Annotated in this window: 13 protein-coding genes; all 13 read right to left on the bottom strand. The window is 36.5% G+C overall.

Annotation, left to right across the window (positions count from 1 at the left end; all coding sequences use genetic code 11):
* Nucleotides 1-18 precede the first annotated feature (18 nt).
* The gene (gene flhA / locus KO527_RS06705; protein WP_216039571.1) at nucleotides 19-2,142 is read right to left on the bottom strand and encodes a flagellar biosynthesis protein FlhA; all 2,124 of its coding nucleotides are present in this window, start codon (nucleotides 2,140-2,142) and stop codon (nucleotides 19-21) included.
* Between the two features lie 280 nt (nucleotides 2,143-2,422).
* Complete coding sequence (gene flhB, locus KO527_RS06700; protein WP_216039570.1) at nucleotides 2,423-3,553, bottom strand: flagellar biosynthesis protein FlhB; 1,131 nt, start codon at nucleotides 3,551-3,553, stop codon at nucleotides 2,423-2,425.
* 125 nt (nucleotides 3,554-3,678) lie between these two features.
* Entirely contained in the window at nucleotides 3,679-4,455 is a 777-nt protein-coding gene (gene fliR, locus KO527_RS06695) for a flagellar biosynthetic protein FliR (RefSeq protein ID WP_042142947.1), read from the bottom strand.
* A 10-nt stretch (nucleotides 4,456-4,465) separates the two neighbouring features.
* On the bottom strand, nucleotides 4,466-4,735 hold the full coding sequence (gene fliQ / locus KO527_RS06690) for a flagellar biosynthesis protein FliQ (RefSeq protein ID WP_216039569.1): 270 nt from the start codon (nucleotides 4,733-4,735) through the stop codon (nucleotides 4,466-4,468).
* Entirely contained in the window at nucleotides 4,736-5,479 is a 744-nt protein-coding gene (gene fliP, locus KO527_RS06685; protein ID WP_216039568.1) for a flagellar type III secretion system pore protein FliP, read from the bottom strand. It lies immediately after the preceding gene.
* Nucleotides 5,472-5,810: a flagellar biosynthetic protein FliO gene (gene fliO, locus KO527_RS06680; RefSeq protein ID WP_216039601.1), complete on the bottom strand. Its 339-nt coding sequence runs from the start codon at nucleotides 5,808-5,810 to the stop codon at nucleotides 5,472-5,474. The genes fliP and fliO overlap by 8 nt, the downstream gene beginning before the upstream one ends.
* Nucleotides 5,811-5,875: 65 nt before the next feature.
* The gene (gene fliN, locus KO527_RS06675; RefSeq protein WP_216039567.1) at nucleotides 5,876-6,283 is read right to left on the bottom strand and encodes a flagellar motor switch protein FliN; all 408 of its coding nucleotides are present in this window, start codon (nucleotides 6,281-6,283) and stop codon (nucleotides 5,876-5,878) included.
* A 54-nt stretch (nucleotides 6,284-6,337) separates the two neighbouring features.
* The gene (gene fliM, locus KO527_RS06670) at nucleotides 6,338-7,432 is read right to left on the bottom strand and encodes a flagellar motor switch protein FliM (protein ID WP_216039566.1); all 1,095 of its coding nucleotides are present in this window, start codon (nucleotides 7,430-7,432) and stop codon (nucleotides 6,338-6,340) included.
* 12 nt (nucleotides 7,433-7,444) lie between these two features.
* A complete protein-coding gene (fliL, locus tag KO527_RS06665) occupies nucleotides 7,445-7,978 on the bottom strand; it encodes a flagellar basal body-associated protein FliL (protein ID WP_216039565.1) in 534 nt (177 codons plus the stop codon).
* A gap of 74 nt (nucleotides 7,979-8,052) precedes the next feature.
* A complete protein-coding gene (locus KO527_RS06660) occupies nucleotides 8,053-9,981 on the bottom strand; it encodes a flagellar hook-length control protein FliK (protein ID WP_216039564.1) in 1,929 nt (642 codons plus the stop codon).
* A 119-nt stretch (nucleotides 9,982-10,100) separates the two neighbouring features.
* Nucleotides 10,101-10,547, bottom strand: a complete 447-nt coding sequence (fliJ, locus tag KO527_RS06655; protein ID WP_216039563.1) for a flagellar export protein FliJ — start codon at nucleotides 10,545-10,547, stop codon at nucleotides 10,101-10,103.
* 17 nt (nucleotides 10,548-10,564) lie between these two features.
* Nucleotides 10,565-11,893, bottom strand: a complete 1,329-nt coding sequence (fliI, locus tag KO527_RS06650; RefSeq protein ID WP_216039562.1) for a flagellar protein export ATPase FliI — start codon at nucleotides 11,891-11,893, stop codon at nucleotides 10,565-10,567.
* Nucleotides 11,894-11,919: 26 nt separating this feature from the next.
* Nucleotides 11,920-12,765, bottom strand: a complete 846-nt coding sequence (fliH, locus tag KO527_RS06645) for a flagellar assembly protein FliH (RefSeq protein ID WP_216039561.1) — start codon at nucleotides 12,763-12,765, stop codon at nucleotides 11,920-11,922.
* Nucleotides 12,766-12,786: the final 21 nt, after the last annotated feature.

Below are 12,786 nucleotides of genomic sequence, written 5' to 3'. Positions count from 1 at the left end.
TTCTACCCCTTATCTTTATTATTGCTGACCAACAGAGCTGATAATTTTAATTTGCTTTTCATCTGGTACTTCTTGATAAGAAACCACGCGTAAACCAGGAATTGTATTTTTAACAAATCGTGATAAAACCGTTCTTAACATACCTGAGGTCAACAATATTGAAGGTTCACCTGACATTTCCTGGTTTTTATGTGCTTCACTAAGTGAGTTTTGCAACCTCTCAGCAAGCCCAGGTTCTATGCCAGCACCTTCATCGCCTGCATTCTGAAGTGATTGATGCAACATCTGTTCCAACTCAGGAGCCAAAGTTATGACAGGTATTTCATTTGATGCGCCAGCAACGTCTTGGATTATTAATCTTCTTAGTGAAATACGCACTGCAGCCGTTAGTACATCAGCATCTTGGCTTCTTGGTCCGTATTCAACAAGGGTTTGTACAATTGAACGCATATCTCTAATTGGCACACCTTCATTCAATAAGTTTTGTAATACTTTTACGATAGTTGTCAGCGGTAATACATCTGGCACTAAACCTTCAACTAAACGAGGATGACTTTTTTCAAGCATATCTAATAAGTTTTGTACTTCTTCATGACCTAACAATAAAGAGGCATTGTTATGTAAAAGCTGACTTATATGAGTTGCAACAACCGTTGCAGCATCTACAACTGTATATCCTAAAGATTGCGCTTCATCTTTTTGCTCAGGTGCAATCCAGACTGCATCTAAGCCAAATGCAGGATCTTTCGTTTCAATTCCGGCGACAGGACCAAATACTTGACCTGGATTAATCGCAAGCTCATTGCCATGTTTAAGCTCACCAACACCAGTAGAAACACCCATTAAGGTAATTTGGTATGCGTTTGGATCTAATTCAAGATTATCTCTAATATGCACTGGTGGTACTAAAAACCCCAATTCTTGTGATAGCTTTTTACGTACGCCTTTGATTCTACTTAATAGTTCACCGCCTTGTGCTTGATCTACCATAGGTATAAGTCTATATCCTACCTCTAAACCAATTACATCAACTTGTTGAACATCATCCCAACCAAGCTCTTTTTGCTCTTGTGCTGCCGGTACAGCTGCCCCAGGTGTATTTGTAGTTAACTGCCCACCTGCAGAATTTTGCTCTGTTTGTGCTTGTTGTTCACTAGCTTGTTTATGTCCATAATAACCAATAGCACCAATGATTAATCCTAAAGAAATAAAAGCTAAATGCGGCATACCAGGCACTAAGCCCATAGTGATCATTATACCTGATGCAATATAAAGTGCTTTTTCATTACCTAATTGCTTAGATATTTGCTCACCCATTTTATGTGATTCATTTTGGCGGGTTACAACAATGGCTGTACCAATTGACAATAGTAGAGATGGCAGCTGAGCAACCAGACCATCACCAATTGTTAGTAGCGTATATACTTCCATAGCAACACTAAATGACAAGTCATGCTGGATCATGCCAATAAACAAGCCACCTACAATGTTGATCACTAATATCACGATACCCGCGATAGCATCGCCTTTTACAAATTTACTTGCACCATCCATTGAACCATAAAAATCAGCCTCTCGTGTTACTTCTCCACGTCGGTCTCTCGCTTCATCCGCAGTAATAAAACCCGCATTTAAGTCTGCATCAATTGCCATTTGTTTACCTGGCATAGCATCTAATGTAAAACGTGCAGATACTTCAGATATACGTCCTGCACCTTTTGTAATTACAACAAAGTTAATAATGATCAGGATTATAAATACAACTAAACCTACAGCATAGTTACCACCAATCACAACATTACCAAATGCTGCAATTACTTGACCTGCGGCGTCGGGGCCATTATGACCTTCTAATAATACAACTCGGGTACTAGCAACATTTAAGGCTAGCCTTAATACTGTTGCGATAAGAATTACGGTAGGGAAAGCACCAAAATCAACGGGTTTAAGTGTATAAACAGTGATTAATAATACGAGTAATGCTAAAGCGATATTAAAAGAAAACAGCATATCCAATAAAAATGGAGGCATAGGCAATACCACCATAGCAAGCGCTGCTAAAACCAATAAAGGCGTACCAACACCCTTGAGGTAATCCATTTTTTCATTATTTAACTGAGTAAAAACTGCTTTCAAATCCATACAACTACAATTACAAAAAATTGACACTTGCCTGAGTAAAGGCAATTATCATTCCATCTTTATAAAGTATTAAATTAAAGTTCATACCAGTTCTTATGGGATAGTGAGCAAATATAAATTTGGATAAATTCTCAAGAGTTAGACGCTTGATTGAGTAATAGCTTACTATTGGGATGAAAGCACAGGTTTATAGCTCCAGACTAAACCTAAGTACCTTCATGAAAGCAACGTACCTATTGTATATTTAGACCATTTAGATTATTTATTATAATTGGTATAATTACTGCTTAAACTCATCTGGGATTGGAAGCTTTTTACTTAATTTAGTAGGTCGTTGACCTCGTCCTTTTTTATATTGTTTTAGCTGAAAAACATATGCTAATACTTGTGCAACTGCAACAAATAGCTGATCTGGAATTTGTGCTCCTACATCTGTAAAGTGATGTAAAGATCTCGCTAATGGCGGTGATTCTATAACTGGCACTTCATGCTCTTTTGCTATTTTTCGTATTTGTAATGCCATTTGGTCTATGCCTTTAGCTAAAACTATCGGCGCCCCAGCTTTGTCTGTATCATATTTAATAGCGACAGCATAATGAGTAGGGTTAGTTACGATAACATCAGCATCAGGTACATCTTGCATCATGCGTCGCTGTGACATTTCTCTTTGTGTTTGTCTGATCCTTGCTTTAATTTGCGGGTCACCTTCACTATTTTTATACTCATCTTTAATTTCTTGCAAACTCATTTTTAACTGCTTGTTATGGTTCCATTTTTGAAATGGCGCATCCACTAGAGCAACGATAGTTAAAGTACAAGATAAACCTAAAAAGACCCAAGCTAGAATAGTAAGAGAATGCTCTATATTACTTGGGGCTGACTCTATACTTAGATGTAATATTTCATCAAAATAGCCCATAATAATAAAAATTGCGACGCCAGCGACCAGACCAAACTTTAATAATGCTTTTGTCAATTCAATCGCAGCCTGAGGCCCAAACATACGACCAAAACCTTTGTAAATAGACATTTTACTTGCTTTAGGTGCAGCTGCGCCCCAGCTAAAATTAAAACCACCTAAAAAAGTATTTCCTATAAATGCGGCCGCTAAAATAATAGAAACAAACATGGCTAAACCAAACCAAAGCTCTCCTGCAACCTCACCCCAGGCAGAAAACATCTTAGTAGTATCGTAAGTTTCATTATGATTTAGACTCAGCATTCTTTTCATTACTTTTAATAATGCTTTACCAATATCAGGCCCGTATATAATTAAAGAAACAGCAGACATAATTAAAACAAATGCAGTACCCGTTTCTTTAGAGCGGGCTATTTGACCTTTCTTTTTTGCGTCTTCTAAACGCTTGGCGGTGGGGTCTTCTGTTTTTTCTGCACCGGAATCTTCAGCCATACCTTACCTTTTATCAATATTTTAAAAGTTAACTACAACCTACTAAATCACATATTAATCGAACCATTTGATGCCATTGTAGATCTGACTTACGCTGTAATTTTAATTCTTTAGCTTTTAGCTCTTTAACTACAGCCTACCATGCCACATATCAATTGGACCATTTGATGCCACTGAAGATCAAACTGTGCGGTGAAGTTACCTAATGTAGCCCATATGATGACTAAACCTGTTACTAAGGTAAATGGAAAACCGATAGAGAATATATTCAACTGGGGTGCTGCACGAGTCATCACACCAAATGACATACTAATGATCAACATAGCTGTTAATGGTGCTAAAGATAAAACGAGAGCAGTGGCAAATAACCAACCGCCCCAATTAGCAATTGTTCTATAGTTTTCGATATTCCACCAAGTGCCATCAATTGGGATCATAATAAAACTACTTACTACCATTTGTATCATCATTAAATGACCACCATATATCCAAAAAAGTAAAGTAGCCAAAATCAAATAAAATTGACCTACAGCAGGTACACTTTGACCATTTGAAGGGTCTATTACTGATGCAAAACCTAGACCTGTTTGCATCGCCAAAATTTGGCCGGCTAAAACAAAGGTATTTAACAACAAAATAGAAGCAAAACCGATAGCAACACCTATCAGCAATTGCTGTATGGCAACTAACACCATTTCTAATGACATTAAATTAGTGAATTCAGAGGGTGGTATTGTTGGCATTGCAACAAAAGTAATTAACATAGCTAAGGAAATTTTAATGCGACTTGATACATTTTTTGCACCTATGCCAGCCATTACCATCAACATGCTAGAAATACGTATAAAAGGTAACATAAAATCAGAAAGCCATTGTATTATAATAGATACAGGATATTCCATGATACTTAAATTACCCCATTACTGAAGGGATATTCATGATTATAGTTTTAAAAAAGTCGATAAGTTCTTGGGTTAACCAATGACCACCAACAATCAATACAACTAAAGTAACTATTAAGCGAGGTAGGAAACTTAGGGTTTGCTCATTGATAGAAGTTGCAGCTTGAAATACTGCAACAACTAAACCTATCAGTAAGCTTGGCACTATAATCACTGAAACAAGCTTTATAACTAAAAACAAAGCATTGCTCATTATTTCAACAATAACTTCTGGTTCCATTTAAACTCCCAAACCAAAACTTTTTGCGAGCGTGCCCATAACAAGTCCCCAGCCATCGACTAAAACAAATAACATAATTTTAAATGGCATAGAAACAATCATTGGGGATAGCATCATCATACCCATTGCCATCAAGATACTAGCAACCACTAAATCTACAATTAAAAATGGAATGAAAAACATAAAACCAATAATAAATGCAGTCTGTAATTCACTGGTAATGAATGCCGGGATAATGACTAAAAAAGGCGTATCTTCAGGTTTATCTAATTTAGTATGGCCTGCAATTTGAGCAAAGGTTTCTAAATCTTTAATTCTTGTTTGCGATAGCATAAATGCTTTTAATGGCTCTTTAGCTTCTGATAGCGCCTGTATTGATGTCATTTCCTCATTTAAATACGGCGTGATTGCACGATCATTTATTTGATTATAAACAGGCGCCATAATAAATAAACTCATAAACAATGACATACCAACAAGTATTTGGTTTGAAGGCGTTTGCTGTAAACCAATGGCTTGTCGCAATATACCTAAAACAACGATTATTCTAGTAAATGATGTCATCATAATAACAGCTGCTGGAATAAAACTCAGCGCTGTCATCATAGCCAATACTTGCAACGTTACTGAATAGTCTTGTGAACCATCAGGATTTGAAGTAATAGTTAAAGCTTGTAGTCCTTGATCTGCAACGGCATTGCCACAGACAAAAAACAACAGAGTCACCATTATAATTTTATACATTTTTATTATTCTTTTGTTGTAAATTTGTTTTTTTCGGATTGAGTAATTGACTAAATGACTTTGCCAATTGCGGTATCTCTTTTGCTTCTAGTGGTTTTTCCAACTGATACAAGTAATTAATTGTATGAGGTGTCACCCCTAATAAATGCTGTTTATCGTCTATTTCAATCACAATTAAACGCTCTTTACTTCCAAGTGGAATAGAGCGAATAACCTTAAATTCATCCAGATTAGTCAGCTGTGGGTTAAACTTTTTAATCAAAATAGCCAAAATTACTATAATGCAAATAACAAGCGCAAGGGACATTGCCATCGACATCAAGTTTTGCATGCCTTCATTCGCCGCAAATACTAAATTTGATTGCAAAAATATACCAAGAAAAGCGAGGTACTTTATCATCGTAATTTTTTGATCCTTTCAATTTGGCTAATTACATCTGTTAAACGAATACCAAATTTATCATTTACAACAACTACTTCACCGTGCGCAATCAAAGTGCCATTAACTAACACATCTAAAGGCTCACCTGCAACACGGTCAAGCTCAACAACCGAGCCTTGGTTTAATTGCAGTAAATTTCTTATGCTAATGCGAGAACGCCCTACTTCCATTGAAATAGTCACTGGAATATCTAAAATAGTATCCAGCTTTCTTTTTTCATCAACAGTTAAGTCGGCTTTTTCATCGGTTAATTCTTCTAACTGGGCAACTTCGGCTTCACCACCTTGGCCACCTTCGTCATCACCTTCCGCTTCGGCTAGGGCTGCAGCCCATTCATCCATTGTATCTTGATCATCGCTCATATAAAAAACCTCTAAAACTTTCTAAAATAACTGTCTAAACTTAATTTTTGTGCGCTACCAGTCTAAATCAACACCTTCAGATAAATGCAAATCATCTTCTAACAATGATAACTCCGCATCTGAATCAAGCTTTTTGCCGCCTTTGGTAAATACATGTAATTCAGACTTAACTGACTCTGGTCGTTTTATTTTTTCACTAATTTGAACTGCAATATTATCTCTTGAGCGACCCATTTTAGCGCGATATGTCGGTAAGTCTTCTATAAATATCGTAATATGCTCAGGCATATCAACAGGAATGACATCACCCGTTTCTAGTTCCATTATTTGAGATAAGGATAAATCAACTTCAAGCATACGTGTTGATAAGTCAACCTCAACATCCATAATTTCATCTCTTAACGCTTTACTCCAGCGTAAATCCGTATCTTCAGTATCAGATTGCACACCCGCATCAAGTAATTCACGTATAGGTTCGAGCATAGAATAAGGTAAGGCAATATGAAAATCACCACCACCACCGTCTAACTCAATATGAAAAGAGCTAATAACAACGACCTCTGTTGGGCTTACAATATTAGCCATAGCAGGGTTAACTTCTGAATCAAGGTACTCAAACGAGACATCCATAACAGGTGCCCAAGCGTCTTTATAATCTTCAAAAATAATTTTAAGTAGCATCTGAACGATACGACGTTCGGTTGGTGTAAATTCACGACCTTCAATCTTGGCGTGGTATCGGCCATCACCGCCAAAGAAGTTGTCAACAAGAATAAATACTAAACGTGCTTCCATGGTAATTAAACCAGTACCTTTTAAAGGTCTAAAACGCACCATATTTAAGCTTGTTGGTACAAATAAAGTATGGATATATTCACCAAACTTGATCATTTGTACACCATTAATCGATACCTCGGCTGTACGACGCATCATATTAAATAAACTGATCCGCATATGACGTGCAAATCGTTCATTTACAATTTCCAGGGTAGGCATTCGCCCACGAACAATTCTGTCTTGAGAAGAAAAGTCATACTGTAGCGTATTCCCGTCTCCGGATTCACCGCCGGCATCTTCTTCGTCTTCCTCGACCTCATCAACACCATGTAATAGCGCATCAATTTCGTCTTGGGATAATAAATCGCTCACCCTATATCCTCATTATTGCATTACAAAACCAGTAAAGAGTATTTTTTCAACAACTTTATTGCCTTCAATTTCACTTAGTGACTGTTGAACTTCTTGTAAAGACTTTGTTCTTAAATCGGCTTTACCTGCACTTGTACTTAATGCATCTGCATTAGCAGTAGAAAAAATGCTTAATAATGTGCCTTCAATTAAAGGAATATGTCTTTTAGCTGCTTCTTCATTTGCATCACCGCGAACCAATAGTTGTACTTTAATTTGCACTAAACGATCTCGTCCAGCACCAGGTACATTAAAAACAAATGGTCTTGGCATACCAACATAAAGTGCTGACCCCATTTCTGCAGTTTTACCTGATGGTACTGCACTTTGTGTTTCTAATGATTCTTCAGCTAATGTTTCCTCTGTTTCAGGAGCATCATCACCAGACATCATGAAAAAAGCACCTGCGCCACCAGCAATTAAAACAACGACAGCGATTATAATGAAAAGCATTTTTTTACTTTTACCACCGCCTGCTTCTATTTCTAAATCATTTTCTTCAGCCATTTATATTCCCTGATAGAGTTTTATCGTGTTATTCATTAATTATAACGGCTATCATACCAATTTCATTGAATATTTTAAGCATAAAAATCAACTCCGCCCAGTTTATTTCCTGCAACTTTCACTGACGCTATCGCTTCATCATTTTCAGTACTGCTTAATGGCCCTGATTTTTGATTATCATTTGAACTTGCCTGCTCGTTTTGACCTTGCTGCTGTTGCTCTATATTACTCTCTCCTAAATCAATTCCCTGTTCAGCCAACATTTCTTTTAATTTAGGCATTGAGTCTTCTAATAACTCTTTAGCCTCTTGGTTTTGAACAGAAAAATTAATTTGAGCTTGCTCTGCATCCGTACGAATTCGGATTATCATACTGCCTAATTCAGGTGGGTCTAACCGAATATCTGCCTGAGGATTATGCTGGCTTAACATAAATGTGACACGTTCATTAAGCAATTTAGCAGCATCTGAACGCGCTATATTAATTGGCTGCTGTAATAATTTATCATTTTCTAATTTCTGATTTAATGATGTGCTAGTTTGGGTTGAAGTGATTGAATTAGTTAAATCACTCACAGGGTCAAACTCTACACCCATAACAGGCTGAGGTTCTAATTGTCTGATCACATCATTAAAAATTGAATTTACATTTGATTTATTTATTTGTGCTACCGCTGTAGTGTCGCTGTTAGGGCTGGTTACTTTAGCTGTATTGCTCAATTCAGCTGAAGATTTAATATTAACTAGGCTATCTTCTTCAGCGACTAAATCATTAATTTCTGATGTATACGCATTTTGAAGGTTTGCAGTGTCATTTTTATCTTTACCTAATGCAAAATTTTGTTCTTGGCTTTTAGGTGTTAAATTTGAAATATTGCTCTCTATAGGAGTCGCATTTTTAACCGGAATACTCGGTGTTGCTATACTATTTTCAGAGGTTATATTTTCAGTAAATTTTGACTGCGTTTTTACATTTTTTTCAATAATCTGAACTTCTTCTTTTACAAGCTCATTAGTTTTATTTTTTGACTCTTCATTTAAAGGGTCTGTTTTTATTAAATGATCTGGACTGATTTTATCTTTGGTTATTAACTCATCTACTTGTAATAAAAGAGCACTGAGTTTTTCTACTTCACTTACAACTTCAGTTGATGGATTTAATTTATCTAATTCAGCTAATACCGATTCTAAGCTCTTCTTTAACTGATTTTTTTGTTCCTCTGAAAGTTCTGGTAAAACCTGATTTAATTGATTATTCAGTGAAGCATCAAGTTTAATTTTTGGTAAATCATTTTTAGTGGCTTGACTACTAGATTCTGCTTCGCTTTTTATTGTATCTAGTTTCCCTAGTTCTAAATTATTTTCACTTTCCTTGATATCACTTTTTAAAATAATACTAGAATCTTTAAAATTATCGGTACCTTTTAAAGGTGAGACCTCATTTAAGTTGCTATTATTTAAAGGTAATTCACCTTTTAAAAATGCAGCCTCTTTTGTATTGGTACTGTTTTTTAAATCATTAATAATTGTTGTTTCATCTGTTTTTTCTTCAACTACTTTAACAGCGGCTTTAGAGACATCAATAGATTGACCTAAGTTCAACTTTGTTTTTTTTAGCTCATTATTAGCAACTACTTCATCAGACACAGTTAAATTCATTTTATTTGATGCTTGAATTTGCGATAGAAATGAATCATCTGAGTCAACTTTAGCGTCAAGTGCTTCAACTTGCGTACCTACGTCTATTGCTTTATTTAATAACCCATCGTTTTTTAAATCATCAGCAATCAGAGCCTTTGGGATTTTAATATCATTATCAAGCTTCAAAAGGTCTATATCAGAAGGTTTAGGCAACTTGTTGCCACTTTGGTCATCATTTACATGTGCACTAAACATAGTTGCAAATAAATCGTCACTGTCTTGCTTATTGCCAATACCATTTTCAATACTTTGTTTTGAAAGTGAATTATTTGAAATTGGAAGTCCTGTATCTATGCTTACCATATTTACCTCATTTATAAATCGCAGTTATTCAACGAATATGGTTTAAATCTAATTTTAACTTTATAAAGGTGCTATAGGTTTAAAAGCAATAACTAAGCCAGTGTGTTACCTGAAGTATTTTATAATCGGTTTTGGCGTTGTATAAATTGGTTGGTGGTAAATTCATCTAAACTGATTTGTTCAGCTTTATTTAATTTATGTAATAGCTGAGCATTCTTTTTCTCTATTAATTTTTCAATTGCTTTCGCTTTAATTTGTTGCTCTAGCCAAATTTCTTTTCTTTGTGCAACAACTTGTTTGGCGGTATTAATAACTTGAATTTGTTGATCCATCGCATTCTCAATTTTAGCTATAAATGATTGATAATGGCTATAGTTTGCACCCGTTAATCCAGATTCCCCCTTGGCTTGTAATTGTTTCATATAGTCAAATTTAAACTCAGATAAACCGTTTAACTTCTCTTGACTATCATTCAAGTATTGTTGTGACTTAATATATTCTAAGCGTAACTTCTCTTCTTTGTCAGAAGTTACTTTTAAAACTAATTTGAGTTGTTTTAATGCCATTAATTTTCCTTAAGTAATTAAGCCTGACCTAGCAGCTGTGCTAAACCTTGCAGCCCTTCATCATATGGAATGACATCTGTCATACCTTGTTGAAGAAATTGATTTACAGTTGGGATCATTGAAATCGCTTTATCTAATACCTGATCAGTTCCTTTTTGATAAGCACCTAGGGTGATCATATCTTTATTTTGTTGATACATTGAATAAACTTGTTTTATGACTCTTGCTTGTTGCATATGCGCTTGAGATACAACCTGTGGCATTACACGACTAATCGATTTTTCAATATCAATTGCAGGGTAATGGCCACTATCAGCCAGCTCTCTTGATAATACAATATGACCATCTAATATTGCTCTTGCAGCATCAGCAATCGGGTCTTGCATATCATCGCCTTCCGATAATACCGTAAAAAATGCAGTAATCGAGCCTTGTCCTTCACCACCGTTACCAGCTCGCTCAACCAAAGCTGGTAGTTTTGCAAAAACAGAAGGTGGATAGCCTTTTGTAGCTGGCGGCTCACCAACCGCTAACGCTATTTCTCTTTGCGCCATGGCATATCGCGTCACAGAATCAAGTAACAGCAAAACATTTAAACCTTGATCTCTAAAGTACTCAGCTATCGTTACTGCGGTTTCACAGCCTTTAAGTCGCATTAATGGTGAAGAATCAGCAGGAGCTGCAACAACAACGGAGCGTTTTCGCCCTTCTTCACCTAAAATCTCTTCAATAAATTCTTTTACTTCTCTACCACGTTCACCCACGAGCCCCACAACAGTGACATCTGCGGTAGAGCCTCGCGTCATCATGCCCAGCAATACAGATTTACCCACACCACTACCGGCAAACAAACCCATTCTTTGACCTTGGCCTACAGTAATGACTGAGTTTATTGCACGAACGCCAACATCCATAGGCTGTGTAATAGGTCGTCTTGATAAAGGGTTAATTTGGTCTTGAGCAAATTTTAATTTTTTTTCACTGACCACTGGACCTAAACCATCCAATGGCCTGCCTAAACCATCAACAACTCGCCCTAATAGGCCCATGCCAACAGGCAGACCTTGATCTTTTACTTGGGGGATCACTCTTGCGCCAGGTAACATGCCCGAAATGGTATCATTTGGCATTAAATACAAAGTATCGCCATTAAAACCTATCACTTCAGCATCAACTAAACCATGAAGCGTTTCTATTTGGCAATGACTGCCTATTGGTGCTTTTACACCTTGTGCTTCAAGAGTTAAGCCAACAACTCGCGTTAAGCTGCCTGCAATAGCGGGTGGCACTTTTTGAATATTCTTTTTATAAGTTGCTAACTTCTCTGCCAAGTCAATAGACTGCATGAATTACCTCAGTACTTAAAATACAACTAGTCTTCAGATGTTTTATCTATGCCTGAAGCATGTAAAAAGCTATTTAATGTATCAGATATGCGACTTTGTAAGCTAAAGTCTATTGATGAGTTATTGGCGTTAACAATACAGCCCCCTGGCTCTAAACTTGGTTCCGATTTTAATCGCCAACCTCTTTTATCTATCTCATCTTGACCATAACTAGAAACTATATTTGTAAAGTCATCAGGATGAAGCTGTATTTCACATTGCTGTTGTATTAAAGGTAACGCATCCATACATTGTTTTAAGGTCGATAATATGGCTTTTGGATTTGTTTTTACTTCGGTATAAATAACCGCTTCAGCTAACATAGTTGTTAATGCGATTAGTTGCTTTTCTGCTGCTTCATCATAGTGTCTTAAAGGTGTATTTAAAGCATTAAATAAAGTGTCTAGTTGTTCCAGCTTTTCATCAACCATAGGTTGAGCGAGTTCAATCCCCTGCTCTTTGCCTTGGGTTAAGCCTTCTTCAAATCCCGATTGTATTCCTTTTGTTTTTCCTTCTTCAAGACCAACCGGATAACCTTCCTCTTTACCTTGGTTAAAACCTTCGTCATATGCCGCTTGACGAATATCTTCTAACTCTTGCAAAGTCATAGGTGCTACAACTTGCTCTTCTTCCTCAATTTCAATTACTTCTGTCTGTTTTACAGGAGGATTATACAAATCTTCTAATGACGTACCCATAGCAGTTGAGCGACCAGTAAAGTCTTGTTCTTTACTTTCATCACTCACTTCTGGGGCTGACCAGTTTTTTAATAGCTCTCTGACAGCCTCTTCAGATTGAATAGGGTGACCATTACGATATTTACCTAACTTCATTTAACTTGGAGGCTCCTCGCC

The organism is Pseudoalteromonas sp. C2R02, from assembly GCF_018860845.1.
Lineage (GTDB): Bacteria > Pseudomonadota > Gammaproteobacteria > Enterobacterales > Alteromonadaceae > Pseudoalteromonas.
Note: the sequence above shows the minus strand (reverse complement) of the source record. Positions and strands in the feature narration are given on the sequence as shown.